The organism is Candidatus Methylomirabilota bacterium, from assembly GCA_035764725.1.
Classification (GTDB): domain Bacteria; phylum Methylomirabilota; class Methylomirabilia; order Rokubacteriales; family CSP1-6; genus DASRWT01.
Genome location: DASTYT010000101.1, coordinates 46,932 through 72,269, shown reverse-complemented (window position 1 = coordinate 72,269; position 25,338 = coordinate 46,932). Strand labels below are relative to the sequence as shown.

Annotated in this window: 21 protein-coding genes; 18 read left to right on the top strand and 3 right to left on the bottom strand. The window is 71.2% G+C overall.

Annotated features, from left to right (window positions below):
- Window positions 1-5 precede the first annotated feature (5 nt).
- Window positions 6-1,310 (bottom strand): efflux RND transporter periplasmic adaptor subunit, encoded by a 1,305-nt coding sequence (locus VFX14_16565; GenBank protein ID HEU5191300.1) that lies wholly within the window; start codon window positions 1,308-1,310, stop codon window positions 6-8.
- Between the two features lie 208 nt (window positions 1,311-1,518).
- On the opposite strand from VFX14_16565, the gene VFX14_16560 reads away from it, so the two are divergent.
- The 3 genes from VFX14_16560 to VFX14_16550 all read left to right on the top strand — a co-directional run bounded on the left by VFX14_16560 (window position 1,519) and on the right by VFX14_16550 (window position 5,696).
- Window positions 1,519-3,795, top strand: coding sequence for a vitamin B12-dependent ribonucleotide reductase (locus VFX14_16560; protein HEU5191299.1), 2,277 nt, complete (start codon window positions 1,519-1,521; stop codon window positions 3,793-3,795).
- A gap of 45 nt (window positions 3,796-3,840) precedes the next feature.
- The gene (locus VFX14_16555; protein ID HEU5191298.1) at window positions 3,841-4,161 is read left to right on the top strand and encodes a hypothetical protein; all 321 of its coding nucleotides are present in this window, start codon (window positions 3,841-3,843) and stop codon (window positions 4,159-4,161) included.
- Between the two features lie 68 nt (window positions 4,162-4,229).
- Complete coding sequence (locus tag VFX14_16550; protein ID HEU5191297.1) at window positions 4,230-5,696, top strand: MFS transporter; 1,467 nt, start codon at window positions 4,230-4,232, stop codon at window positions 5,694-5,696.
- On the opposite strand, the gene VFX14_16545 is transcribed toward VFX14_16550, so the two are convergent.
- A complete protein-coding gene (locus VFX14_16545) occupies window positions 5,693-7,015 on the bottom strand; it encodes an FAD-dependent oxidoreductase (protein ID HEU5191296.1) in 1,323 nt (440 codons plus the stop codon). The genes VFX14_16550 and VFX14_16545 overlap by 4 nt on opposite strands.
- Before the next feature lie 125 nt (window positions 7,016-7,140).
- Here VFX14_16545 and VFX14_16540 point away from each other — a divergent pair, with 125 nt between their 5' ends.
- The 14 genes from VFX14_16540 to VFX14_16475 all read left to right on the top strand — a co-directional run bounded on the left by VFX14_16540 (window position 7,141) and on the right by VFX14_16475 (window position 23,393).
- Window positions 7,141-7,548 (top strand): cytochrome c, encoded by a 408-nt coding sequence (locus VFX14_16540; protein ID HEU5191295.1) that lies wholly within the window; start codon window positions 7,141-7,143, stop codon window positions 7,546-7,548.
- A gap of 260 nt (window positions 7,549-7,808) precedes the next feature.
- Window positions 7,809-10,187, top strand: a complete 2,379-nt coding sequence (locus VFX14_16535) for a GAF domain-containing protein (protein HEU5191294.1) — start codon at window positions 7,809-7,811, stop codon at window positions 10,185-10,187.
- 23 nt (window positions 10,188-10,210) lie between these two features.
- Entirely contained in the window at window positions 10,211-11,143 is a 933-nt protein-coding gene (locus VFX14_16530) for a Ppx/GppA phosphatase family protein (protein ID HEU5191293.1), read from the top strand.
- 103 nt (window positions 11,144-11,246) lie between these two features.
- The gene (locus VFX14_16525; protein HEU5191292.1) at window positions 11,247-12,251 is read left to right on the top strand and encodes a proline racemase family protein; all 1,005 of its coding nucleotides are present in this window, start codon (window positions 11,247-11,249) and stop codon (window positions 12,249-12,251) included.
- A 129-nt stretch (window positions 12,252-12,380) separates the two neighbouring features.
- Complete coding sequence (locus VFX14_16520; GenBank protein ID HEU5191291.1) at window positions 12,381-12,827, top strand: hypothetical protein; 447 nt, start codon at window positions 12,381-12,383, stop codon at window positions 12,825-12,827.
- Between the two features lie 83 nt (window positions 12,828-12,910).
- Window positions 12,911-13,441: an HNH endonuclease gene (locus VFX14_16515; GenBank protein HEU5191290.1), complete on the top strand. Its 531-nt coding sequence runs from the start codon at window positions 12,911-12,913 to the stop codon at window positions 13,439-13,441.
- Entirely contained in the window at window positions 13,438-15,471 is a 2,034-nt protein-coding gene (uvrB, locus tag VFX14_16510) for an excinuclease ABC subunit UvrB (GenBank protein HEU5191289.1), read from the top strand. Before VFX14_16515 ends, uvrB begins: the two co-directional genes overlap by 4 nt.
- Window position 15,472: 1 nt before the next feature.
- On the top strand, window positions 15,473-15,694 hold the full coding sequence (locus tag VFX14_16505; GenBank protein ID HEU5191288.1) for a hypothetical protein: 222 nt from the start codon (window positions 15,473-15,475) through the stop codon (window positions 15,692-15,694).
- Between the two features lie 126 nt (window positions 15,695-15,820).
- Window positions 15,821-17,656, top strand: a complete 1,836-nt coding sequence (gene uvrC / locus VFX14_16500; protein HEU5191287.1) for an excinuclease ABC subunit UvrC — start codon at window positions 15,821-15,823, stop codon at window positions 17,654-17,656.
- A 33-nt stretch (window positions 17,657-17,689) separates the two neighbouring features.
- Window positions 17,690-17,941, top strand: coding sequence for a hypothetical protein (locus tag VFX14_16495; protein ID HEU5191286.1), 252 nt, complete (start codon window positions 17,690-17,692; stop codon window positions 17,939-17,941).
- Between the two features lie 101 nt (window positions 17,942-18,042).
- Window positions 18,043-20,547, top strand: coding sequence for a leucine--tRNA ligase (gene leuS / locus VFX14_16490; protein ID HEU5191285.1), 2,505 nt, complete (start codon window positions 18,043-18,045; stop codon window positions 20,545-20,547).
- Entirely contained in the window at window positions 20,544-21,053 is a 510-nt protein-coding gene (locus VFX14_16485; protein ID HEU5191284.1) for an LptE family protein, read from the top strand. The genes leuS and VFX14_16485 overlap by 4 nt, the downstream gene beginning before the upstream one ends.
- A 13-nt stretch (window positions 21,054-21,066) precedes the next feature.
- On the top strand, window positions 21,067-22,062 hold the full coding sequence (gene holA / locus VFX14_16480) for a DNA polymerase III subunit delta (GenBank protein ID HEU5191283.1): 996 nt from the start codon (window positions 21,067-21,069) through the stop codon (window positions 22,060-22,062).
- Window positions 22,062-23,393 carry a neutral/alkaline non-lysosomal ceramidase N-terminal domain-containing protein gene (locus tag VFX14_16475; GenBank protein HEU5191282.1) on the top strand — a complete coding sequence of 444 codons (1,332 nt, stop codon included), beginning with the start codon at window positions 22,062-22,064 and terminating at the stop codon, window positions 23,391-23,393. The genes holA and VFX14_16475 overlap by 1 nt, the downstream gene beginning before the upstream one ends.
- A gap of 4 nt (window positions 23,394-23,397) precedes the next feature.
- On the opposite strand, the gene rpsT is transcribed toward VFX14_16475, so the two are convergent.
- Complete coding sequence (rpsT, locus tag VFX14_16470) at window positions 23,398-23,646, bottom strand: 30S ribosomal protein S20 (protein HEU5191281.1); 249 nt, start codon at window positions 23,644-23,646, stop codon at window positions 23,398-23,400.
- Window positions 23,647-23,741: 95 nt separating this feature from the next.
- Here rpsT and murJ point away from each other — a divergent pair, with 95 nt between their 5' ends.
- Window positions 23,742-25,301, top strand: coding sequence for a murein biosynthesis integral membrane protein MurJ (gene murJ, locus VFX14_16465; protein HEU5191280.1), 1,560 nt, complete (start codon window positions 23,742-23,744; stop codon window positions 25,299-25,301).
- Window positions 25,302-25,338 lie beyond the last annotated feature (37 nt).

The window sequence follows — 25,338 nt, the reverse complement described above, 5'->3', positions numbered from 1 at the left end:
CGCGGTCAGATTCCCGTGGCCGGCACGGCCTTGACCTTCTGGCCGGATTTCACGAGGTCCTTGCCCTGCACGATCACGGAGTCCTTGTCCCCGACGCCCTGGACGATCTCCACCCAGCCGCCGTCGGTCACGCCCAGCTCGACCGCGATGAACTCGACGGCGCCCCCGCGCACGACCACCACCGAGGGCCGCCCGTCGCCGAGGCGCACGGCCTCGACCGGCACGGCGAGCGCGCCCGGGCGGCGATCCACCACCAGATCCACCCGGGCGAACATGCCCGGCTTGAGCCGGCCGTCCGCGTTGGGGATGTCGACCTCGACGCCCATGGTGCGGGCGCGCGGGTCGAGCGCGTGCACGATGCGGCTCACGGTGCCCCGGAACACGTGGCCGGTGTAGGGATCCACCGACAGACGGACCGGGACGCCCGGAATGACACGAGCGATTTGACGCTCTGGGACGTCGACCTGGACTTTCACGCTCTTGATGTCCTGCACGACCAGGATGCCGAGCGACGACGTGTTGGTGCCCGACGAGCCCGCGCTGACCGCAGCGCCCGCGTCGAGGTTCCGCTGCGACACGTAGCCCGCGAACGGCGCGACGAGCCGAGTGTTCGCGAGATTGCTCTGCGCCAGGTTCAGCGCGGCCTGATAGGTCTCGATCTGCGCCTCGGCCAGCCGGACCTGGCTCTCCGAGGTGAGGATCTGGCTCTCGGCCACGCGCAGCTGCGCCTCCGTGGCCTGGAGCTGCGCCCGCGAGGCCTCGGCGGTGGTGCGCGCGTTCTCCCAGTCGGTCGCCGAGACGAGGCCGCGCTCGAACAGCGCCTTCATCCGGTCGGACTGTCGCGCGTCGTTGTCGGCGACCGCGCGCGACTTCAGGAGATTGGCGCGCTGGTTCTCGAGATTGGCGCGGTTGCCGTCCAGGGTCGAGCGCGCCATCTGGTGGCTGGCCTGGCCCGTGAGCAGGCCCGCGCGCGCCTGCTGGAGCTGCGCCTGGAGCTCCTGGTCGTCGATCTCAACGAGGAGCTGGCCCTCCTTGACGAAGTCGCCGCGGTCGACGTGAATCCGCCGGATATACCCTGACACCTTCGAGAAGATCGCCGCCTGCTGGTTGGCCAGGATATCGGCGGTAGTCCCGAAGCGTACCTCGAGGTCCTTGCGCACGGGGGCGACCACCCCGACCAGGGTGTCCCCGCGCGGCCGCTGCACGGCGCGGGCCTGCTGGTCCTTGAGCCGATAAAACACCAGGATGCCGACGATGATGGCCAGCACCATCAGCGCCGCGCCCACCCGGTACCGCCGCAGAGCGCTCATGAGCGGGGAGGGGTCCGATCAGGGGGCGGCGGCCAGACGGGCGCGCCGATTCGCGAACTTACCATGGGCCAGCATTCTATCGGTTCTTCAGACGGTCGCAAAGTAGTCTCCATTCCAGGGGAAATCCGTTCCCACCCCAACCCGCCGTGTGCTAGGCTGAATACGGCGCCGCATGTAGTGGCACCCGAGGAGCCTCGTGAGCGACCCTATGACCTCCGTCCAGACCCGTCCGGCCAAGACCGGACGGTGGAGCGAGGCCGCGCTGCGCGTTCTGCGCGAGCGCTACCTGGCGCGCGAGCACGGCGACGTCGTCGAGACGCCCGAGGAGATGTGCTGGCGGGTGGCCCTGGCCATCGCGGCGGCGGAGGCGCGCTTCGGCCGGAGCCCCGCCGCCCAGCGCGAGATCGCCACCGCCTTCTACGAGATGCTGGTGGACGGGTACTTCTTGCCCAACTCCCCGACGCTCATGAACGCGGGGAAGGGCAACGCCCTCCAGTACTCGGCGTGCTACGTGCTCCCCGTCGGCGACTCGATGAGCGAGATCTTCGAGGCGATCAAGGCGGCCGCGATCATCCAGCAGTCGGGCGGCGGCACCGGCTTCGCGTTCTCGCGCTTGCGGCCCAAGAACGACATCGTGCACTCCACGGGCGGCCGCGCCTCGGGGCCCGTCTCCTTCCTCCGCGTATTCAACGCGGCGACGGAAGCCGTGAAACAGGGGGGAACCCGACGCGGAGCCAATATGGGCGTGCTGCGCGTGGATCATCCCGACATCCTCGAGTTCATCGAGTCCAAGCTCGACGGCAGCGTGAGCAACTTCAACATCTCGGTCGGCGCCACCGACGCGTTCATGGATGCGCTGGAGGCGGGCGTCGAGTACGACCTCGTGAACCCGCGTGATGGCTCGTTGACGGGTCGCCTCGCCGCGACTGAAGTCTTCCGTAGGATCGTCCGTGCCGCATGGCGCACCGGCGATCCCGGGCTCATCTTTCTCGACCGCATCAATCGCAGCCGCGCGAATCCCACGCCGGCCCTGGGCCCGATCGAGGCGACTAACCCCTGTGGAGAGCAACCACTTTCTGCGAACGACGCGTGCAATCTCGGCTCGGTCAACGTCGCGCGCTTCGTGCGCGAGACGGCGGGCGGGGGCGCCGGGCTCGACTGGGAGGAGCTCGAGCGAGTGGTACGGCTCGCCGTGCGGTTCCTCGATGACGTCATCGAGGTAAACCCCTATCCGCTCCCCCAGATCGAGGCCACCGTGAAAGCCAACCGGCGTATCGGCCTCGGCGTGATGGGCTGGGCCGATCTGCTGTTCCAGCTGAACATCCCCTACGACTCCGAGGAGGCTCTCGCCCTTGCCGAGCGCCTCATGGGATTCATCCAGGAGAAGGCCCACGATCAGTCCGGGCGCCTCGCCGAGGAGCGCGGCCCGTTCCCGGCGTTCCCGCACTCGATCTACCGCCATGGCCGCGCGCTGCGGAACTCCACCGTCACGACCATCGCCCCGACCGGCACGATCTCGATGATCGCGGGCTGCTCGTCTGGCATCGAGCCGACCTACGCCCTCGCCTTCGAGCATCGTGTGCACGGGCCCGACGGCGAGCGCGTCCTGCCGTTCATCAGCGAGACGTTCGAGCGCCTCGCGCGCTCGCGCGGCTTCCACTCGGATGCGCTGATGGCCGAGGTGGTCCGGCGCGGCTCGGTGCAGGGGATCGCCGGCCTCGACGAGTCCGTGCGCGCGGTGTTCAAGACCGCCCACGAGATCGACGCGCGGTGGCACGTGCTCCACCAGGCGACGTTCCAGCGCCATACTGACAACGGCGTGTCCAAGACCATCAACCTGCCCCACGAGGCGACCGAGGAGGACGTGGCGCAGGCCTACCGGCTCGCGTGGGAGAAGGGGTGCCTCGGGATCACGGTGTTCCGCGATGGCAGCAAGGGTGTGCAGGTGCTCCACGTCGGTGTCGGCGGGGCGGACACCGCGGGCGGTGGCCCCGCCGAGCGCGTGGTCAAGCCGCGACCCCACAGCCTCGCCGGCTCGACGTATCGGATGGAAACGCCCGTTGGCACCGCGTTCATCACCGTCAACGACACGCCCGGGGGCGATCCCTTCGAGGTGTTCGTCCAGGTCGGCAAGGCCGGCTCCGACACCATGGCGGTGGCGGAGGCGCTCGGTCGGCTCATCTCCCTGATCCTGCGCTTGCCCTCGCCGTTATCGGCGCGGCGGCGGGTGGAGGAGGTCATCAGCCAGCTGTCCCGCATCGGCGGAGGCCAGCCCACCGGCTTCGGCGCCGCCAAGATTCTCTCGCTCCCCGACGCGCTCGCGCGCACCCTGGGCGAGCACGTGGGGCACGCGGAGGCCGCGGCGGAGGAGCCGGCCGCGGAGCGTCGGCAGATCGGCGACCTCTGCCGCGAATGCGGCCAGGCCACGTTCATTTACGAGGAAGGCTGCAAGAAGTGTGTCTCCTGCGGCTTCAACGAATGCTAGGCGAGCCGCAGCCGGAGGCGAGGCGAGCGGATACGAGGAGGCTCGATGGCATTCTCCGGCGGTGACTACGAGGAAGTGGGGCGCTGGCTGGAGAACTTCGCCACCTCCCACGCCAAGCGTGAGAGCCCGCGGGTCGAGGCGGCGCTCGACACGGGGGGCGCGCACGAGGGTCAGAGCTACGGCTTGAGCCTGCGCCTCGGTGAGCGGCGCCTGCCCGCGCCGGGTGCCGCGCCGCTCGAGTTCGCCTACCCGGACGTTGCGCAGCGCCGGGGCAGCATGGCCTGGTGCGCGGAGCTGGCGGAGCGGGTGCGCGAGCTGGCCCGGCGTCTCGTCGAGCAGGAGCGGGGAGCCGGCAAATCCGCGTAGGCGGCCGCTTCCCCCGCTGGTACGCCGCCGGCGACTGGAGCGCCTTTTTCGGTCTCGCCCTCGACAACATGACCCAGCTGGTCATCCTGTCGAGCCTGCTCATCGGCGTCTTCGGGTTCCCTTCCGACCTGGTGCTCTACGTGATGGTGCCGGGCACGGCGGCCGGCGTCCTCATCGGCAACCTCGTCTACACGTGGCTCGCGATCTCGCTCATGCGGCGCGAGGGCCGCGACGACATCACGGCGATGCCGTTCGGCATCGACACGCCGACGCTCTTCGGCATGGTGTTCGGCGTGCTCGGCCCCGCCAAGATCCTCACCGGGGACGCCGTCCTCGCGTGGAAGATCGGCATGGGCGTGACGATCGCGATGGGAACGCTCAAGCTCGTGCTGGCTTTTGCGGGCGACTGGGCCCGGCGGGTGGTGCCGCGCGCGGCCCTGCTCGGCTCCATTGCCGGCGTGGCCACGCTGCTCATCGCGTTCTTGCCCGCCCTCAAGGTGTTCGGGGATCCCCTCGTCGGCCTCGTCTCGCTGACGCTGGTGCTCGTCACGCTGATCGGCCGCGTGCGGCTGCCCGGCGGGCTCCCGGGCGCGTTCGCCGCGGTGCTCGCGGGGACGGCGGTGTACTGGGGCCGCGCCCTCCTCGGAGGCGCCGCGCCCACCGAGACGGCGCTGGCCATCACCGGCTTCCGCCTCACGCCGCCTTGGCCCACGCTGGCGTGGGTGGAGACGCTCGATCTGATCGGGCCGTACCTGGCCCTCACGGTGCCCTTCGCGCTGGCCACCGTGATCGGCGGCATCGACAACACCGAGTCCGCGGTGGCGGCCGGCGACCCCTTTCGCACGCGCGACATGCTCCTCACCGAGGCGCTGGGCACGATGGCGGCGGGCGTGTGCGGCGGCGTCGTGCAGAACACGCCGTACATCGGCCATCCCGCCTACAAGACCATGGGCGCGCGCGCCGGCTACACGCTCGCCACCGGCCTCGTCATCGGGCTCGGGGCGGCGCTCGGAGTGGTCCCGCTCCTCGTGGCGCTCCTGCCGGAGGCCGCGGTGGCGCCCATCTTGATCTTCATCGGGCTCGAGATCACCGCCCAGGCCTTCATCGCCTCACCCCCGCGCCACGCCGCCGCGGTGGCCATCGCGTTCATCCCCGCGACGGCGGCGCTGATGCTGATCGAAGGCAGCACCCTGCTCAGCGGGGTGGGGCGTAGCGCCGACCAGCTCACCGGCCCGGGTCGCGCGACGTGGGACAGCATGCTCGTGCTGGGGCACGGCTTCATCGTGACCGCGCTGCTGTGGGCCGCCGCGGTGGTGAGGATGATTGAGCGGAGGCTCGTCGAGGCCGCCGCGGTGCTCGGGGTGGCGAGCCTGGCCGCCCTAGTCGGCCTCGTGCACTCGCCGCTGCCGAGTGGCGGACTCTTCTGGCCGTGGTCGGTGCCGTCGGGCACGCCGCTGCGGATCGCGGGCGCCTACGGCCTCGCCGCCGCATTGCTCCTGCTGCTGGCGGCGCTTCGTCCGGCGCCGCGCGCCTAGGCGCGCCGGATCGCCTCGAGCATCTCGCGGTTCGAGCGGAACTTGTCTTCTTCGACCCCGGCCGCGCTCGCGCGAGCGCGCTCCGCCTCTTCGATCTTCACCACGTCGGCGTAGGGGACCACCACCGCGCCGCGCGCCTTCAGCATGTCGATCACGCCCGCGATGACGCGATCGGCCTCGGCGGCGGGCCGCGGAGGGAGGGCGGCGAGGTCCGCCACCACCTGCTTGATGCCGGTCTCGGCGTCGAGGCGCGCGCGGCCGACGACCCCGTCGCTCGCCCGACGCGCCCAGCCCACCACGTAGACCCCCTTCAGCACCTGCTGGGTCGCGGGATCCCAGACACGGTATGCCGGATCCTCGCCCGGGGTTGTCAGGTAGAGGCCGTCCTTGTAGGGGAGGCCCGCGGCGGGATCGACGCGGTCACCCACCGCGAAGACCACGGTGTCGCAGGGGACCACGCTGAGCTCGCCGGTCCCGACGGCGTTGATGCGCTCGCCCTTGCGCTCGAGCCGTGTCTCCTCGACCTCGAGCCCGGTCACCCGGCCGGCCTCCGCGACCACGCGGCGCGGCGAGGCAAGGAAGCGGAAGGACAGGCGCGCCCGCGTGCGCGTCAGAGACTCGGGCTTCTGTCCGAGGGCGTGGAGCAGCGCGTCCGCGTCCTGGCCCGCCGCCTCCAGGCGCGGCCGGATGCGGGCGATCTCCGCGCGGTACAGATCGCGGTCGAACGCGTCCTCGATGTCCTCGAACTCCCGATCGTCGTACGCCTTCTCGTAGGGGCCACGGCGGGCGATCGCGATCACCGCGTCGCAGTCGCAGTAGTGGGCGCAGTAGTTCGCGATGTCCACCATCACGTTGCCCACCCCCACGATCGCGACCCGACGGCCCATGGGGAAAGGCTGCTCCGCGAACGGGGGCAGGCGATTGTAGTGATAGACGAGGTCCTTGGCATGGTAGACGCCCGGGAGGCGCTCGCCCTCCACGCCGAGGTACTTGGTTCCCTGGGCGCCGATGGCGAACACGAGCGCGTCGAACCCCGCGGCCCGGAGATCGTCCACCGCGAGGTCGGCGGACTGGCCCAAGGTGACGTTGCCGAAGTAGGTCACACGCGGATCGGTCAGAATCTTCTGGAACTGGCGGCGCAGGCCACCCTTCATCTTGTACTTGTCGAGGAAGATCCCGTACTCGGCGAGGCCGCCCGGCTTGATGTCGCGATTCAAGAGCAGGACGCGACAGCCGTTCGCGGCGAGGGCGCGCGCCGCGAAGAGCCCCGCGGGGCCTGCCCCTACCACCGCGACCACGTAGACGGATTCGTGAGCCATGGAACCTCCCGGAAGTCGACGCGAGTTGCCACCATATCACGCCGGTGGCTTGACCGTTTCCACGGCGCCGGTGTTAAATGTCGCAGGTTGTGAACCTCATCACGACGTGGAACAGGAGGAGTGCGATGTCGAGAGCGTGCGGGCGCCGAGTGCTCAGCGCGGCGATCCTCGCCGGTTTGCTCGGTGGGGCGAGCGGGGCGTGGGCGCAGGGTGCATGGGAAGCGCCGGTGGCCGAGAAGACGAAGAAGAATCCCGTGGCCGGCGGCGCCAAGGCCGTCGACGCGGGCAAGAAGGTCGCGCAGGTGAACTGCGTCCTCTGCCACGGCGAGTCCGGCAAGGGCAATGGGCCAGGCTCGGCCGCGCTGAATCCGAAGCCCGCAGACTGGACCTCGAAGCGGGTGCAGGACGAGAGCGACGGCGAGCTGTTCTGGAAGATCTCCAATGGCCGGGGCCCGATGCCGTCCTGGAAGCATCTTCCCGAGACCGATCGCTGGTCGGTCGTCCACTACATCCGCTCGCTGAAGAGCAAGTAAGGCAGGTGCCACCCCGCCCCGGGCGGAGGGCGGCTCCACCGTCGCATCACGTCCCTGGTGCCAAGAGTCGGAGAATCTTACGGAATCGCCACCGCGCACGACTTGCGAGGCCCTCAGAGCTTTACACAGAGGCGTTCACGCAAGTGGAATCAATAGGTTAGGAGAAAATTTGGTGCGAAGGGTGGTTGGCATGCGTGGTGCTATCTTCTGTTGTCTCCCATGTCAACGCTGACGAGCGCGCCGCGCCGCCGGGCACCGCGATGACCGAGGACCCGACGACCGCGGGCGGCCGCCCGCCCCATACCGCTCCCGAGTCCATCAGCGAGATCGGCCGGGCGCTCGAGGGCCTGCGCGATCGCATCCGGCGCCTGGAGATCGGGGAGGCGTCGGCGACGGGCGAGCCCGATCCGTCGGGCGAGGTGGTCCTGGGAGTCGACCCCCAGGCCCTGGCCGCCACCCAGGAGATCCTCACCGTGCCCACCTCGGGGCTGTCACCCGCCGAGGTGTTCGGTCTCGTGATGGACCGCGCGGCGCGGCTTCTCGACGCCGACCGCGCCATGCTCTTCGTGCTCGATCCGGAGCGTGCCGCGCTCGTGCCGACCGCGGCGCGCGGCTTCCGGCGCGACGACCTCGGGGGGCTGAGCGTTCCGCCCGGCGAAGGCGTGATCGGCCGCGCCTTCGTCGAAGGCCGGGCGCTCGCCTACCGCCGCACCGCAGAGTCGGCCCCGCGCGATCCCTTCGTCGCGCGCTTCCCCGTTCGCGATGCCCTCGTGGTGCCGGTGCGGGCCGACTCTCAGGTCGTCGGCGTGCTGTTCGCGGGCCGGCGGGGGCGGGGGGTGCCCTTCACCACCGAGGACACCATCCTGCTCCTGGTGATCGCCGATCGCGTGGCCACCGCGCTGACGCATCAGCGGCTCGTCGACCGGGCGGCCGATCACCTCGCGCGCCTGCGCGAGCTCGGGGCTTTTTCGGGCCAGGCCGTGGTCGACCGCGACCTCACCGAGGTCCTCGCGCGCGCGTGCGAGGTGGGCGGCCGCCTCCTCGACGTTCGCGTGGCCGCGATCGGACTGTCGGGAGTCGACGGACGGTTGCGGCTCGCCGCGGCCTCCGGCCTGCCGCAGGACAGCGCCACGCAGTGGTCGGCACATCGCGAGCACGGGCTGGCCCGGGACGTGTACGCGGCGGCGCGACCGCTCGCCGTTCGCGACCTTCACGCGCGAGCCGGCGAGGCCGAGGCGTTCCTCGGAGCGCTGGGGTTGCGCGCGGCGCTGCTCGTGCCTCTGGCCGTCCACGACCGCACCGTGGGCGTGCTCTACCTCGCGGATCCCCGTCCGCGCGACTTCGCGCCCGACGAGGTCGAGGCGGCGCAGGTGCTGGCCACGCTGGCCGCCCTCGCGGTGGAGAATGCGCGACTCTACGGCGACGTGCGGGGCGCGCTCGACGCGGTCAAGACGGCGCAGGACCGGCTCGTCCAGTCCGAGAAGGCCCGCGCGCTGGGCGGCATGGCCGGTGGCATCGCGCACGAGTTCAACAACATCCTCGCCATCATCCTCGGCAAGACGCAGCTCATGCTGGCGCGCTCGACCGACGAGACGGTGCGCGAGGGGCTGGGACACGTCGAGGAGGCGGCGTGGCGGGCCGCCGACATCGTGCGTCGCCTCCAGGGCTTCGCGGCGACGCGCCCGGATGACAGCAACGGGCTGATCGACATCAACAGCCTCGTCCACGACGCGGTGACCCTGACCCGCGGGCTCTGGAAGGACGAGGCGGAGGCGCGCGGAATCCGTATCGAGGTGTCGCTCGACCTGCAGGATGGGCCGGCGGTGCGCGGCAACGCGGCCGAGCTGCGCGAGGCCGTCACCAACCTGGTGCTCAACGCGATCGACGCGATGCCGCGCGGTGGTCACTTGAGCCTCAGCACGCATCCCAAGGACAACGGCGTCGAGCTGGTGCTCACCGACACCGGCGAGGGGATGTCCGACGACGTGCGTGGCCGGATCTTCGAGCCCTTCTTTTCCACGCGCTCCCCGCTACGCACCGGTCTCGGCCTCTCGGTCGTGCACGGCATCGTGGGCCGGCACCGCGGGCGCATCGAGGTCGAGAGCGAGGTGGAGCGCGGGACCTGCGTGCGGGTCTGGCTTCCCGGCGTCGGCGCCGCTCGGCCCGCCGCGGCCCAGAGCCCCGCCCCGGCGGCGGCCGCCGCGGCGCCGCCGGCACGCGAGGCGCCGGCCGCACGGCCGGCCGCCTCCGCCGCGCGCGCGGGAGGCCCGGCGCGCGTGCTCGTGCTCGAGGACGAGCAGCAGATCCGCGAGACGCTGGTGGACGCGCTCACCCGCGCGGGGCATCGCGTGGAGGCCGCCGCCGACGGGCTCACGGGGCTGGCGCGCTTCCAGGGGGGCGAGTTCGACATCGTCCTCACCGACCTCTCGCTGCCCGAGCGCTCCGGCCTCGACGTGGCGCGCGCGGTGAAGCGGATGCGCCCGGGCATCCCGGTGGTGCTGATCACGGGTTGGGGGCATCTGCTCGATCCGGCCTTGCTCGCGCAGAGCGGCGTCGATCTGACCCTCGTCAAGCCCTTCCGTCTCGAGCGAGTGCTCGCGATCCTCGACGACGCGCTTCGCCTCCGCCGCCCCGTCTGAGCGCGGCGGCGGCCCGCGCCGCGATGCGCCTGGCCACGATCGATCTCGGCACCAACATGGTGCGCCTGCTCGTCGCCGAAGCCGCGCCCGGCGGCTGGCGGCCGGTGGAGCGGGCCCAGCACGTGACCCGGCTCGGCGAGGGCCAGGCGGCCCGAGGCCCACTCGGCGCGGCCCCCATGGCCCGGACGCGCGAGACCGTCGCCGCGTTCGTCCGCCGGGCCGAGGCGCTCGGCGCCGCGCGCGTGCGTATCGCCGCCACGAGCGCGGTGCGCGAGGCCACCAATCGGGCGGCCTTCGTCGCGGAGCTGGAGGCGGCGACGGGCCGGGTGGTGGAGGTCCTGTCCGGCGAGGACGAGGCACGGCTCACGCTCCTCGGCGTGACGCGTGGACTGCCCGGTCTCCGCGGCAGCTTCGTCATGCTGGACATTGGCGGGGGGAGCACCGAGCTCGCCCTGGCGCGGGACGGGTCCCTCGCGGCCGCGGTGAGCCTCCGGCTCGGAGTGGTGTCGCAGGCGGAAGGGCATCCCGGCGACGGTCGCTGGGACGCCGCGGCGCTGACTCGCCTCCGCGGGCAGATCGGCGCACGGCTCCGCGCGGAGGTGCCCGAGGCCATCGTCGCCGCGGGGGCGGCGCACCTCGTGGGCACGGCCGGCACCGTCTCCACGCTGGCCGCGCTGGACCTCGGCCTGGTCGAGTACGACGTCGAGCGCGTGCAGGGGCACCGGCTCACGCGCGCGGCCATCGAGGCGATCCTGGCGCGGCTCGCCGCCCTGACCAACGCGGCGCGCGGCGGGCTGCCCTGCCTCGAGCCGGGCCGCGCGGACGTCATCGTGCCCGGCATCGCGATCTGCCTGGGCGCGATGGCGCGGATCGGGTTCGACGTGCTCACGGTGAGCGATCACGGCCTCCGCGAGGGAATCCTGTGTGAGATACTGCCGCACGATTCCCCGCCATGATGCGCACCGTTCTGCTCGCTCTGTCCGCGCGGCCCGCCATCGGGCACGCCATGTCCCGCCGGGGGCTGGCCTGCGCGCCGTCCCTCAAGCGGAACCCCGCGCGATGACCGCGCGCCGCGAGCTGACCGTGCTCGACTATCACACCGAGGGCGAGCCCATGCGTATCGTGGTGGGCGGCGCGCCGCCCGTGCCGGGTGCCACCCTGATGGCGCGCAGCGAGTGGCTCGCCGAGCACGGCCGGGACCTCATGGGCTTCATCCTGTACGAGCCGCGGGGCCACGCCGCGATGTGCGCGGCCATCCTCACCGAGCCGGTTGACCCCTCCGCGCACGTCGGAGTGCTCTTCATCGAGCCGCTGGGGCCCGTGCACATGTGCGGGCACGGGACCATCGCGATCGCGACCATGCTGGCAGAGACGGGCCGCGTCCCCGTCGCCGGGTCGGAGACGGCGGTCACGCTGGAGACGCCGGCCGGCCTCGTGACCGCATGGGTCCGACGGGAAGCCGGGGAGACGCTGTCCGTCTCCTTCCAGAACGTTCCCGCCTTCTCGGTGCTGCTGGACGCCGAGGTGAACGTCCCCGGGCTCGGTCGGGTCCCCTTCGACCTGGCGTACGGGGGGCACTTCTACGCGATGGTGCCCGCCGGGACGCTGGGGCTCACGCTCGAGCCCGCGGCGGGGCCTCGGCTCATCGAGGTCGGCGAGCGGATCCGCGCGCGCATCGAAGCCGAGGTGCCGCTGGTGCACCCGGAGATGCCGGACGCTCGCGGCCTGCTCTACATCCAGTTCTTCGAGCCCGGCCGCCGTCCGGAGGCTCGGCTGCGCAACGCGGTGGTCGTCGCGCCTGCGGGCCTCGATCGCTCGCCCTGCGGCACCGGCACCAGCGCGCGCCTGGCGAATCTCCATGCTCGCGGCGCGCTCGGTGTGGGGGAGCCCTTCGGGCACGAGTCCATCATCGGCACGCTCTTCACGGGCCGCATCGCCGCCCTCACCACCGTGGGCGGCAAACCTGCCATTGTTCCCGAGATTACCGGGCGGGCGTGGGCGATGGGACGGGCCACGCTGCTCCTCGACCCCCGGGATCCGTTCCCGGGCGGCTTCCTGCTGTAGCTGACAGTGCCGACGGCTTGACGGCCTGTACCGGCTGGCCGTCGCCCGCGTGACACGCAGCCTTTGCGCCGGTCCTGTAACGGCGGAAAAACACGTCGGTTCCGAAGGGGGGCCGGGCTGGCACGTCCCGTGCCTTCAATGGTGGGCATGGAGGGACTGCTGGGGACCCGCTATCGCCGCTGGCTGGAGATCGTCCTCCCGCTCTACACGATCGGGCTCCTCTACGTCTACTTCCGCCCCCAGGCCATCCCGCAGTCCCTCGCGGAGGGCAATGAGCAGGCCATCTGGCCGTGGGCCGTCTGGGGCCTCGTCGGCGCGATGAGCGGCGTGCTCGCCCTGTCCGGTCTCTTCCTCGCCTTCTTCCTGCTCTACTCGCCGGTGTACCTCGCCGCGCGGAGCATGGTGCTCGTGGGGAAGGGCGGCTGGGCGGATCGCCGCGAGCTTCGCTTCTACTGCGCGTGCTTCATCCTGCTCTGCTTCCTCGTCGGGCTGGCCATCCTCAACCCGGTGGCCGCCGCCGCTCTCTTCGTCTTCATCGCCGGCTCCGCGCACTTCCTCTGGCGCGCCTTCGCCTAGCCGCGCCGGCGTCCCCGCCGACCGCCGCGGCGGGCCCCGTGAGTTGACAGTCCTCCGCCCGTTCTCTATCCTAGCGATGGGACATGGATGATCTCGCGGTACTGGTGCTGAACTACACCTACGAGCCGCTGCATTTCACCAACGCCAAGCGGGCGATCACCCTTCTCCTGAGCGGCAAGGCCGAGAGCGTCGAGGCCTCGCCGCGCGTGGTGCGGTCCCCCTCGCGGGCCTACCCGCTCCCCGCGGTCATTCGTCTCGCCGCCTACATCCGGAAGCCCTTCCTGGAGCGGGTGGCCTTCAACAAGAAGAACATCCTCCGTCGCGACGGCTACATCTGCCAGTATTGCGCGCGCCGGGGCGAGAAGCTGACGGTGGATCACATCATGCCGCGGTCGCGGGGTGGGCAGACTACCTGGACCAACGTGGTGGCGGCATGCCTCCGGTGCAATCTCTTCAAGGGCAACCGGACCCTCGAGGAAGCCCGATTGCGGCTGATCCGGGAGCCCATCCACCCGCAGTTCCTCTTCTCCGTCCACCTTCTCCGGCACCCCCACGCTTCGTCCTTCCTCGACTCCTGGCGGAAGTACCTCGTCGCGGTGCCGTCGAGCTTCTGACGCCGTTGTTCACGCTGTCGTCGGATTACTCGCCCGCGGGCGACCAGCCGCGCGCGATCGACCGGCTCTCCGAGCTCGTCACGGGGGGCGGCTCCCACAATGTGCTCCTAGGCATCACGGGGAGTGGGAAGACCTTCACGCTCGCCAACGTGATCAGCCGGCTCCAGCGCCCCGCTCTCGTCATCTCGCCGAACAAGACGCTCGCCGCCCAGCTCTACGGCGAGTTCAAGTCCTTCTTCCCCGAGTCGGCCGTCGAGTACTTCGTGTCCTACTACGACTACTACCAGCCCGAGGCCTACATCCCGCAGTCGGACACCTACATCGAGAAAGATGCCCTCATCAACGACGAGATCGACCGGATGCGCCATTCCGCCACCACCGCGCTCTTCGAGCGGCGGGACGTGGTCATCGTGGCGTCGGTCTCGTGCATCTACGGCATCGGCGAGCCCGAGACGTACCGCGGCATGCACGTGGGCGTTGAGACGGGGCAGGTGGTGAGCCGGGACGCGCTGGTGCGCGACCTCGTGGCCATCCAGTACGAGCGCAACGACTACGACTTCCGGCGGGGCACCTTCCGGGTGCGGGGCGACGTCGTCGAGGTGTTCCCCGCCGCCGCGGAGTCCGAGGCCCTCCGGATCGAGCTCTTCGGCGACAGCGTGGACCGCATCGTGACGCTGGATCCGCTGAAGGGCGCCACCACCGGGGTGGTGCCGGCGGCGCGCATCTATCCCGCGAGCCACTACGTGACGCCCGCCGACCAGATCGAGCGCGCCATCGGCAATGTGCACGAGGAGCTGCGCGAGCGTCTGACCTTCTTCCGCGCCCGGAACCGTCTCCTCGAGGCGCAGCGGCTCGAGCAGCGGACGCTCTTCGACGTGGAGATGCTGCGCGAGATCGGCTACTGCCACGGCATCGAGAACTACTCGCGCCACCTCGCGGGCCGCAAGCCGGGCCAGAGCCCGGCGACGCTGATGAACTACCTCCCCAAGGACGCGCTCGTCATCATCGACGAGTCCCACGTCACGGTGCCCCAGATCCGCGGCATGTACGGCGGGGACCGGTCCCGGAAGGAGGCGCTGGTCGAGTACGGCTTCCGGCTACCCTCGGCCTTCGACAATCGCCCGCTCACCTTCGACGAGTTCCGGGCGGTGACCGGGCAGGTCCTCTACGTGTCCGCGACGCCCGGCGAGTACGAGCTCGAGCGCGCGGGCGGGGTACGGGAGGCGCCCGGGCGGCCCCACGTGGGCGGGGCGGTGGCCGAGCAGATCATCCGCCCCACCGGGCTCATGGATCCCCGCATCATCGTTCGGCCTGCCTCGATCCAGGTGGACGATCTCATGGCCGAGGTGCGCACGCGGGCGGAGCGCGACGAGCGGGTGCTGATCACCACCCTCACCAAGCGCATGGCCGAGGACCTCACCGAGTACTACCAGCAGAACGGGCTCCGCGTGCGCTACCTGCACTCCGACATCGACACCCTCGACCGGGTGGCGGTGATCCGCGACCTCCGCCTCGGCAAGTTCGATGCGCTCATCGGCATCAACCTCCTGCGCGAAGGGCTGGACTTGCCCGAGGTCTCCTTGGTAGGCATCCTCGATGCCGACAAGGAGGGGTACCTCCGCTCGGCCACCTCGTTGATCCAGACGGCAGGCCGCGCCGCCCGCCACGTCAACGGCGAGGTGCTGATGTACGCGGACCGGGTCACGGGGTCGATGCAGGAGGCGATCACGGAGACGGAGCGGCGGCGCGCCGCCCAGGCCGCCTACAACGCCGAACACGGGATCACGCCCGAGACGGTACGGAAGTCGATTCGCGAGCTGCTGGAGACGGTGTCCGAGCGCGACTACTACACGGTGCCGGTGCCCCAGACGGTCGAGGCGGCACCCGAGAGCGCCGAGGCGCTGGCCGCGCGCATCGCCGAGCTCGAGACCGCCATGAAGGAGGCGGCGCGACGGCTCGACTTCGAGCGGGCGGCCGAGCTGCGGGATCAGGTGAAGGCGCTGCGCCGGGTCGAGCTGGGCGTCCGTTGACGTGGGCGCCGCCTTCAAGTGGGTCCTCGTCTTCTTCGCCGTCCTCTCGCTGGGCCTCTTCGTCCTCACGAAGCTGATGACGTTCCTGGATCCCCCGCGCCCCGGGCGCCCGCGCGGCCCCATGCTCCGCCGCGTCGAGCGCGCCCTTCGCTGGAGCGTCATCGTGCCCGCCCTCCTCGGCCTCGCCATCCTCATCGTGACCTTGTGGCGAGGCGGCGGGTAACGCGCGGGCAGTTGATTGGAGAGCCGCAGCCGAAGGCGAGGCGAGCGGACACATGATGGGGTCCGAGGGGAGCGAGGGTGGCGAGCCGCAGCCGAAGGCGAGGCGAGCGGATACAATAGACGTGCCGTGACGCTTCAGGAGAAGCTCGAGCAGGTTCCCGACCGCCCCGGCGTCTACCTTTACAAGGACGCCAAGAACCAGATCATCTACGTGGGCAAGGCGGCCTCGCTGCGCAGCCGCGTCCGCTCGTACTTCCAGGACTCGCGGGTCCGCGACCCCAAGACCGACGCGCTGGTCGCCCAGATCCGCGACCTCGATCTCATCGTGACCGCTAACGAGCTCGAGGCGATGATCCTCGAGTCGAACCTCGTCAAGAAGCACCGGCCCCGCTACAACATCATCCTGCGCGACGACAAGCACTACCCCTTCCTCAAGCTGACCACCTCCGAGCCGTTTCCGAGGTTGGTGGTCGCGAGGCGCGTGCAGCAGGACGGCGACGTCTACTTCGGGCCGTTCTATCCCGCCACCGCGATGCGCGAGACGCTTCGCCTCGTGCGCCAGCTCTTCCCGCTCCGCACGTGCCGCATCAAGATCGACGGCACCCTGCCGCGGCCGTGCATCCAGTTCTTCATCCACCGGTGCAACGCGCCGTGCACCGGCGCGGAGACCGCCGAGGGCTACGCCCGGACGGTGGCCCAGGTGCAGCGCTTCCTCGAGGGGAAGGACGACGACCTCGTCAAGGAGCTCACGCGGCAGATGGAGGCGGCGGCCGCGGAGACGCGCTTCGAGCAGGCGGCGGTGCTGCGCGACCGCATCCAGGCCCTCAACACGGTGCGCGAGCGCCAGAAGATCATCTCCACCGAAGAGACCGACCAGGACATCATCGGATTGGTCCGCCAGGGCCCGGACGCGTGTATCCAACTATTCTTCATTCGGAGGGGCCGCCTGCTCGGACGCGAGTCCTTCTTCTTCGACCGGCTGGTCGGCGAGGGCGACGGGGACGTGCTCTCCGCGTTCGTGCGCCAGTTCTACGCGCGCAGCGTGGTGCCGGCGCCCGAGCTGCTCCTGTCCACCGAGATCGCCGAGGCCCCCCTCGTCCTCGAGTGGCTGCGCCAGCGTCGCGGCGGACGCGTGGAGCTCCACGCCCCACAGCGGGGCCGCCGCCGCGAGCTCGTCGAGATGGCCGAGGAGAACGCGGCCCTCGCGCTGCAGAGCCACCTCCTCTCGCGCACGGACCGCCACCAGGCAGTGCGCGAGGAGCTGCAACGGGCGCTCGGGCTCGCCGACCCGCCCGACCGCATCGAGTGCTTCGACATCTCCACGATCCAGGGTTCGGACACGGTGGCCTCGATGGTGGTCTGGCAGGGTGGTGAGATGAAGAAGGACGACTACAAGCGCTACAAGATCCGCACCGTCACGGGGACGGACGACTTCGCCTCGATGCAGGAGGTGCTGACCCGCCGCTACTCGAAGGCCCTGGAAGGGGAGGGGCCGCTGCCCGATCTCATCCTCCTCGACGGGGGCCGTGGCCAGCTCAACGCGGGAATCAAGGTGCTGGAGGATCTCGGGCTCGACTATGTGCCCATCGCGTCCCTGGCCAAGCGCGCCGAGGAGGTCTACACGCCGGAGCGGTTGACGCCGCTGGTGCTCGACATGGGCTCGCCCGCCCTCATGGCGCTCCAGAAGATCCGCGACGAGGCGCACCGCTTCGCGATCACGTACCACAAGAAGGTGCGGGCGCGGCGCACGATCAGCTCGGAGCTCGACCGGATACCCGGCGTGGGACCGCGGGTGCGCACCGCGCTGCTGCGGACGCTGGGCTCCGCGCGTGGGGTGCGGGCGGCCACCGTGGCCGAGCTCGCCGCCGTGCCAAAGGTGACGCCCAAGCTGGCCCAGCGCATCTATGATCATTTCCACCCGCCCGCGCCGGCTCCGGAACCGGCGGCGCCGGCGGAGGGTTAACGCTATGGATCGTCCGGGAAGGAGGTGAGACCCATGCTGAAGACGTTCGTCGTCGCGATCGCCGTCCTCGTTCTCGCGACCGGCCAGGCCCTAGCCTTCCAGTGTCCGCTCCTCATCAAGCAGATCCAGGACGCGACGGCCGGCAAGACCGACGCCAATTCGGCCAAGGCCAACGAGCTCGCCGCCGAGGCCAAGAAGCTCCACGACGCGGGGAAGCACGCCGAGTCCATCGCCAAGGCCGAGGAGGCGGCCAAGGTCATCAACCTCACCTTGAAGAAGAAATAGGTCCCGTCGGGTCATCCCCCGGGGACCGAGCCGCCGTCCACGGTCCCCGGGGAGCCGTTCCTTGCTTCGCCCCGCCAAGTGGACTTAAACTCAGGCCGAATATGGCCTACGACGATCGCCCCGAACGCTATCCGTTTGCCGAGATCGAGGGGAAGTGGCAGGAGGTCTGGGAGAGCTCGCAGCAGTTTCGCGCCACCGAGACACCCGGTCGTCCCAAGTTCTACTGCCTCGAGATGTTTCCCTATCCCTCGGGCCGCATCCACATGGGGCACGTGCGCGTCTACGCCATCGGCGATCTCCTCGCCCGCTACAAGTGGATGCGCGGCTTCAACGTGCTGCACCCGATGGGCTGGGACGCGTTCGGTCTGCCCGCGGAGAACGCCGCCATCGACAACGGCGTGCACCCCGCGGTGTGGACGTACGAGAACATCAAGAACATGCGGAGCCAGCTCCGCCGAATGGGGATCTCGTACGACTGGGACCGCGAGCTTGCCACGTGCGATCCCGCGTACTACCGCTGGGAGCAGCTCATCTTCATCCGCATGCTCGAGCGCGGGCTCGCGTACAAGAAGCGCTCGTCGGTGAACTGGTGTCCGTCCTGCCAGACCATCCTCGCCAACGAGCAGGTGGAGGCGGGGCGCTGCTGGCGCTGCGACTCCGAGGTGACGACGAAGGAGATCGAGGGGTGGTTCTTCAAGATCACCGCCTACGCCGAGGAGCTGCTCGAGTGGTGTGACCGCCTGCCCGGCTGGCCCGAGCGCGTGCTCACCATGCAGCGCAACTGGATCGGCAAGAGCGAGGGCGCCGAGTTCGACCTGCCGGTGGCGGGGAAGGCGGGGCAGGCGATCCGGATCTTCACCACGCGGCCCGACACCGCCTTCGGCATGACCTACGCGGTGCTCGCGCCCGAGCACCCGCTCGTCGACGCCCTCGTCCTGGACGCCGCGGAGCGCGCGCGCATCGACGCGTTCCGCAAGGAAGTCGCGCGCGAGACCGAGATCGAGCGGCTGGCCGCCGACCGGCCCAAGCACGGCCTCCGCCTCAACGCGCGGGCGACCAACCCGTTCACCGGCGCAGAGATCCCGCTGTTCCTCGCCGACTACGTCCTCATGGGCTACGGCACCGGGGCGATCATGGCGGTGCCCGGCGAGGATCAGCGCGACTGGGACTTCGCCAAGCAGCACGGCCTGCCCATCATCGCCACCGTGAAGCGCCCGGAGGGCTGGGAGGAGACGCAAGCCTACACGGGCGACGGCGTGAAGATCAACTCCGGCTTCCTCGACGGACTGCCGGTGCCGGAGGCCAAGCGCCGCGCCATCGACTGGCTGGTGGAGAAGAAGCTCGGCGAGTCCAAGGTGAACTACCGGCTGCGCGACTGGGGGATCAGCCGCCAGCGCTACTGGGGCGCCCCGATCCCCATTCTCTACTGTCCCGTCGACGGCATGGTGTCGGAGCGCGAGGATCGGCTGCCGGTGGTGCTGCCGGAGGACGTGCAGATCAGCGGAAAGGGGGGCTCGCCGCTCGCCGAGGTCGCCCACTTCGTCAACGCCCGGTGTCCGAAATGCGGCGGGCCCGCCAAGCGCGAGACCGACACCATGGACACCTTCGTGGAATCGTCGTGGTACTTCCTGCGCTACTGCTCGCCCCTCTACGAGAGCGGGATGTTCGAGCCCAACGCCGCCGCCTACTGGATGCCGGTGGACCAGTACATCGGCGGCATCGAGCACGCCGTGCTCCACCTCCTCTACGCGCGCTTCTACACCAAGGTGCTGCGCGACATGGGCATGACGCGCGCGGACGAGCCGTTTCTGGCCCTCCTGTCCCAGGGCATGGTGATCAAGGACGGGGCGAAGATGTCCAAATCCAAGGGCAACGTGGTGGATCCCGACGAGCTGATCCGCCGCTACGGCGCCGACACCGCGCGCCTGTTTTCCCTGTTCGCGGCGCCGCCGGAAAAGGATCTCGACTGGAACGACCGCGGGGTGGAAGGCGCCTCGCGCTTCCTCAACCGCGTGTGGCGCTTCGTGCACGCGCACCGGGACGAGCTGCAGGCCGCGGAGGGGGCAGCGTCCCCGGGTGAGCTCTCCGACGCCGGTCGCGCGTTCCGGCGCGTCGTCCACGAGACCATCGCCCGGGTGACCGAGGACATCGACAAGGACTTTCACTTCAACACCGCCATCAGCGCGGTGATGGAGCTCGTGAACGCGCTGCACGACTTCGACCGTGACTCCATGGACAGCATGGGGCGCGCGGAGCGGCAGCGCCTCCTCCGCGAGGCGGTGGAAACCATGCTCCTGCTCCTGGGCCCGGTGACGCCGCACATCGCCGAGGAGCTGTGGAGCGCGCTCGGGCACCGCGAGAGCCTGTTCCGCCGCGCGTGGCCCGTCGCCGATCCCGCCGCGCTCAAGCGGGAGGAGGTCGTGATCATCGTGCAGGTGGACGGCAAGGTGCGCAGCCGCCTCACCGTGGACGTCTCCGCCGCCGAGCGTGACGTGCAGGACAAGGCGCTTGCCGACGCGAAGGTGCGCCCCTGGCTCGACGGCCGCCAGGTCGCGAAGGTCGTCGTGGTCCCCGGACGCCTCGTGAACGTGGTCACTCGGGCTTGAGCCGGTTCCTTCTCGGCGTCGTGCTCCTGGCCGCGCTGACGGTTCCCGCCGCCTGTGGGTACAGCACGAAGGGGAATCTCCCGTCGCACATCAGGACCGTCGCGGTGCCCACGTTCAAGAACAGCACGCACGAGCCCGCGGTCGAGAGCACGGTGACCGCCGCCGTGGTGAATGCCTTCACCACCAGCGGCAAGCTTCGCGTGGTCCCCGTCGGGCAGGCCGACTCCATTCTGGAGGGCGAGGTGGTGGGCTACGACGTGCAGTCCATCTCCGTAGACCGAAGGATCAACATCCGGCAGTACCGGCTCAGCGTCACCCTCAACATCGAGTTCCGCGACGTCAAGCAGGGCGAAACGCTGTTCCGTCAACACGGGCTGCAGGAGATCGCGGACTTCAACGTGCCCTTCGAGGTCTCCGCCACGATCAGCCGCGAGGAGGGAGCCGTTCGTCAGGCCGCTCAAGACATCGGCAGGAAGGTCGTGAACCTGGTGGTGGACCGCTTCTAGTGAGCGCCCGCTAGTGGACTACGCGGGGCTTCTCCGCGCCGCCGAGGCGGGACGCACGCCGGCGGTGGTCTTGGTCCACGGCGCCGAGCCCGTCCTCCTCGAAGACCTGGTCGCCGCCGTCACCCGCGCCCTCTTTCCCGATCCTGCCGACGCGGCCCTGTCGCGCGAGGCGGTCGACGCGCGCGAGGCGGGCGCCGAGGCGCTGGTGCGCTCCGCGCTGACGCTACCCTTCCTCGGGGGACGCCGGCTCGTGATCGCGCGCGGGGTGGAGGCGCTCACCGCCAAGGCGGGGGAGCCGCTCGCCGAGTACGTGGCGGCGCCCAACCCGACTTCCGTGCTCCTGCTCCTGGCCGGAGTGGAGCTGGCCGCCGGGCACTGGCTCCTCCGCGCCGTCCCCGCGTCGGCGGTGGTCGAGCTGCCCCGGCCGGTGGGGCGGGCCCTCGTAACCTGGCTTCGGACGCGCGCGGGCGCCCAGGGCTACGAATTGAGCGAAGACGCCGCCGCGCTGCTCGTGGAGCTGGTGGGCGACGATCTCACGACCCTCGCCGGCGAGGTGACCAAGGCCGCGCTCGCGGGCGGGCCGGACAACCGCCGCGTCACGCCGCGCGAGGTGCGCGCGGTGGTCGGGGCGCACCGCCTGCACCACATCTTCGAGCTCACGCGCGCGGTGGCCGAGCGCGACGTGGGCGCGGCCCAGACCGTGCTGGGCGCGCTCCTCACCGCCGGCGAGGAGCCGCTCGCCGTGCTCGGGATGCTGGCGCGCGAGGCCCGCTCCGTCTGGCAGGCCCGCGAGTGGCTGCGCGAGGGGCGGCGCGAGGACGAGGTGGCGCGGCTCCTGCGCCGCCCGCCGCCCGCCGCGGCGGCGGTGGTGGCGCTCGCCCGCGCGCTCCGCGACGGCGCGGCGCCGCGACGCCTCGCGCGCTGCTGGGAAGTCGAGCGCCGCCTCAAGCTGGGCGGCGCGCCCCGGCCCGAGCTGGCTCTGCTCATCGCGGATTTGTGCGCCGCCTGATGGCGGCCTGCCGTCGCGGCGCGTGGGTGGTGGCGCTGCTCGCCCTGCTCGCGGCGGGGCCGGCCGCCGCCGCGCCCGCCCCCCGGCTGCTGGCCGGCGCCGCCTCCGTGGACATCGGGGTGCCCGACGGCACGCCGCTGGCCGGCTATGGCGGCTTCCCCCGCCGGGCGTGGATTCCCGACGTGCTCGACCGCCATCCCTACGCCTTCTGGTTCCGCCCGTCACAGGGCGTGCACGACGCCGTGAAGGCGCGCGCGTTGCTGCTCGACGACGGGCGGGCGGTCCTGATCTGGCTCGCCGTCGATCTCGTGGGGGCCGACCCGAGCCTGGTCGTCGAGCTTCGCGACCGCCTCGTGCGGGCGGGCGTCAATCCGGCCGGCCTCATGCTGTCTGCGTCGCACACCCACTCGGGACCCGGCGCCTACGCCGGGTCGGCCCTGTTCGCGTTCATCGCGGTCGACCGCGCGGTGCCCGCGGTGCGCGGGCGCATCCTGGACGCGCTCGAGCGCGCGGCCCGCGAGGCCTACACCCGTCGCGCGCCCGCCCGCGTGGGCACCGGCGCCGGCGAGGTGACCGGGATCACGCGAAGCCGCGTGCGCGCGCCGCTCGATCCGGAGCTGGGCGTGCTCAAGGTCGTGGCGACCGACGGGCGGCCCATCGCAATGGTGTGGAACTACGCCATCCACGGGACCGCCCTCGGCCGGGACAATCTACTCGTCTCGGGTGATCTCATGGCGGAGGCGTCCAGGCGCATCGAACAGCGGCTGGGCGTCCCCGCCCTGTTCGTCAACGGCGCGGTCGGCGACGTCAGCCCGACGGCGCGGGGATGGAGCGGCGCCGCCCAGATCGGCGAGCGGCTGGCCCGCGAGGCGCTCGCGGTGTGGGAGCGCGTCGCGCCGGAGTCCGACGCGTCGCTCGAGCTGGCGACCGGCCGCGCCGCGCTGCCCGCGCCTGCGGTCTCCGCGCGCAACTGTCTGGGGCGCTGGCTGCCGGGCTGGCTGCGCCTCGGCCTCGGGGCGGCGCTCCCGCGCACCGCGGAGCTCCTCGCGGTGCGCATCGGCGGCGGCGCGTGGGTGAGCGTGCCCGGCGAGCTGCAGACGCGCCTGGGGCGCGAGGTCAAGGCGGCACGGATGGGACGCTTCGAGCATGTGTTCGTGGCCGGCGTGTCGAACGACTACCTCGGCTACTTCCTGGACGCCGACGCGTACGCCCACCCCAGCTACGTCGCGTGCGCGAGCCTCTACGGCGAGCGGGGCGGGGAGCTGCTGCGAGATGCCGCGGTGGGGCTGCTCGCCCGCCTCGGCGCGGCGGCCGAAGCGGGACGGCGGTGATGGGCTACTTCGCGGCGAGCTTGCGGGCGAGCGCGGACTTCCTGCGGGCGGCGGTGTTGCGGTGGAGGATGCCGCGGCTGACCGCCTTGTCGATGGTGCGGATCGCCTCGCGCACGGCGTCGCGCGCGGAGGCGCCGTCGGCGGCGCGAGCGTCCTTCACGGCGGAGCGAACCTGGCTGCGGATGGCGCGATTGCGCAGGCGCCGCTTCTCGTTCTGCTTGATGCGCTTCCGGGCTGACCGCGTGTTGGCCACTGACTCCTCCTCGAGTTCTCGTGAAATGCCTGAGCGGATCGCGGGAAAGCCTGACCTTACCGTCGGGTGCAGACACTGTCAAGGAGTTTGTCCCCGTGAGTGAAGCGCAGCACGACGCGCGGGCCGGTGTGGTGAGCGCGGTGGGGAGCATCGGCGCGGCGACCCTCGCCAGCCGGGTGCTCGGCTATGTGCGCGACATGGTCGTGGCGCGCGCGTTCGGTGCGGGTCCCGTCACCGACGCCTTCTTCGTGGCCTTCCGCGTGCCGAATCTCCTCCGGAGGCTCCTCGCCGAGGGGGCGCTGTCCACCGCGGTGATCCCCGTGTTCGCCGAGTATCTCGCCGCCGGCGGCCGCGCCGCCTTCCTCGCCATGGTGCGGGCGGTCGCGGGCGCGACCACGCTCACCCTCTGCGCGGTGACGCTGGCCGGCATTCTGTTCGCGCGCCCCATCGTGAGCGTGATGGCGCCCGGGTGGCTCGCCGATCCCGCGCTGTTCGAGCTGGCGGTGAGCCTCACGCGCATGATGTTCCCGTATCTGCTCCTCGTGGGCCTGGCCGCGCTCGCCACCGGGGTGCTGAACGTCCACCACCGCTTCTTCACCGCCGCCTTCGGCCCCGCCGTGCTGAACGTGGGCATGATCGCGGCGGTGCTTCTGCTCGCCCGCCGCTTCGAGCCGCCGATCGTGTCGCTCGCGGTGGGCGTGCTGGTGGGCGGGCTCGGCCAGCTCCTCGTGCAGCTCCCCGAGATTCATCGCGTGGGCGTTCCGCTCCGTCCCTCCGGCGAGTGGCGGCACCCCGCGGTCGCCCGCATCGCGCGGCGGCTCCTGCCCGCTGCGTTCGGGCTGGCCGCGGTGCAGGTCACCGTGGTGCTGAACACCTTGCTCGCGTCGCTACTCCCGGGTGGAAGCATCTCGTACCTCTACTACGCCGACCGCGTCATGGAATTCCCGCTGGGGGTGTTCGGCATCGCGCTGGCCACCGCGTCGCTCCCCACCATGGCGGCCCAGGCCGCGCGCGGCGACCGCGCCGGCCTCACCGATACGCTGGGCTTCTCGCTGCGCCTGTCGGCCTTCGTGGCCATCCCCGCGGCGACGGGTCTCCTGGCCCTGGGCGCGCCCATCGTGGGCCTCTTGTTCCAGCGCGGCCGGTTCGGCGCGGAGGACGCGGCGGCCACCACGATCGCGCTCGCGGCCTACGCGGTAGGTCTGCCCGCGTTCTCGGCCACCCGCATCGCCGCCCAGACGTTCTACGCCCTCGGCGACACGCGCACGCCCGTGCTGATGGGACTCCTGTCGGTGGTGGTCAACGTCGGCCTGGCCCTGGGACTCATGTGGTCGCTCGCGCACGCGGGCCTCGCGCTCGCCTCGTCGCTCTCGGCGTACGTGAACCTGCTCGCGCTGCTCTGGGCCCTGCGGCGCCGGCTCGGGCCCATCGGCGGGCGGGCGCTCGTGCGTGCGGTGGGCCGGACCGCCCTCGCCACGGCGCCGCTCTGGCTGGTCGCGCGAGCCCTCGCGCCCGTGTGGGACGGCACCGTCCACGCCGTCATGCTCACCGTCGCCGCAATCATCGGTGGCGCGCTGGCCTTCGCGGTCGCAGCCGCGCTGCTCCGTGCACCGGAGCTCACCACGCTGCTCGGCATGCTGCGCCGGCGCCGCTGATGCACAGCGAGGGCTTGCTCGGCCCCCGCTCGCGGTG

Bases quoted from the DNA above. Each gene is read 5' to 3' on its own strand.
- VFX14_16540 (HEU5191295.1), top strand. From the start codon at position 7,141: ATGTCGAGAGCGTGCGGGCGCCGAGTGCTCAGCGCGGCGATCCTCGCC.
- VFX14_16550 (HEU5191297.1), top strand. From the start codon at position 4,230: ATGACCCAGCTGGTCATCCTGTCGAGCCTGCTCATCGGCGTCTTCGGG.
- VFX14_16515 (HEU5191290.1), top strand. From the start codon at position 12,911: ATGGATGATCTCGCGGTACTGGTGCTGAACTACACCTACGAGCCGCTG.
- VFX14_16565 (HEU5191300.1), bottom strand. From the start codon at position 1,310: ATGAGCGCTCTGCGGCGGTACCGGGTGGGCGCGGCGCTGATGGTGCTG.
- VFX14_16475 (HEU5191282.1), top strand. From the start codon at position 22,062: ATGGCGGCCTGCCGTCGCGGCGCGTGGGTGGTGGCGCTGCTCGCCCTG.
- VFX14_16525 (HEU5191292.1), top strand. From the start codon at position 11,247: ATGACCGCGCGCCGCGAGCTGACCGTGCTCGACTATCACACCGAGGGC.
- VFX14_16535 (HEU5191294.1), top strand. From the start codon at position 7,809: ATGACCGAGGACCCGACGACCGCGGGCGGCCGCCCGCCCCATACCGCT.
- VFX14_16530 (HEU5191293.1), top strand. From the start codon at position 10,211: ATGCGCCTGGCCACGATCGATCTCGGCACCAACATGGTGCGCCTGCTC.
- VFX14_16560 (HEU5191299.1), top strand. From the start codon at position 1,519: ATGACCTCCGTCCAGACCCGTCCGGCCAAGACCGGACGGTGGAGCGAG.
- leuS (HEU5191285.1), top strand. From the start codon at position 18,043: ATGGCCTACGACGATCGCCCCGAACGCTATCCGTTTGCCGAGATCGAG.
- VFX14_16555 (HEU5191298.1), top strand. From the start codon at position 3,841: ATGGCATTCTCCGGCGGTGACTACGAGGAAGTGGGGCGCTGGCTGGAG.
- VFX14_16545 (HEU5191296.1), bottom strand. From the start codon at position 7,015: ATGGCTCACGAATCCGTCTACGTGGTCGCGGTGGTAGGGGCAGGCCCC.
- VFX14_16495 (HEU5191286.1), top strand. From the start codon at position 17,690: ATGCTGAAGACGTTCGTCGTCGCGATCGCCGTCCTCGTTCTCGCGACC.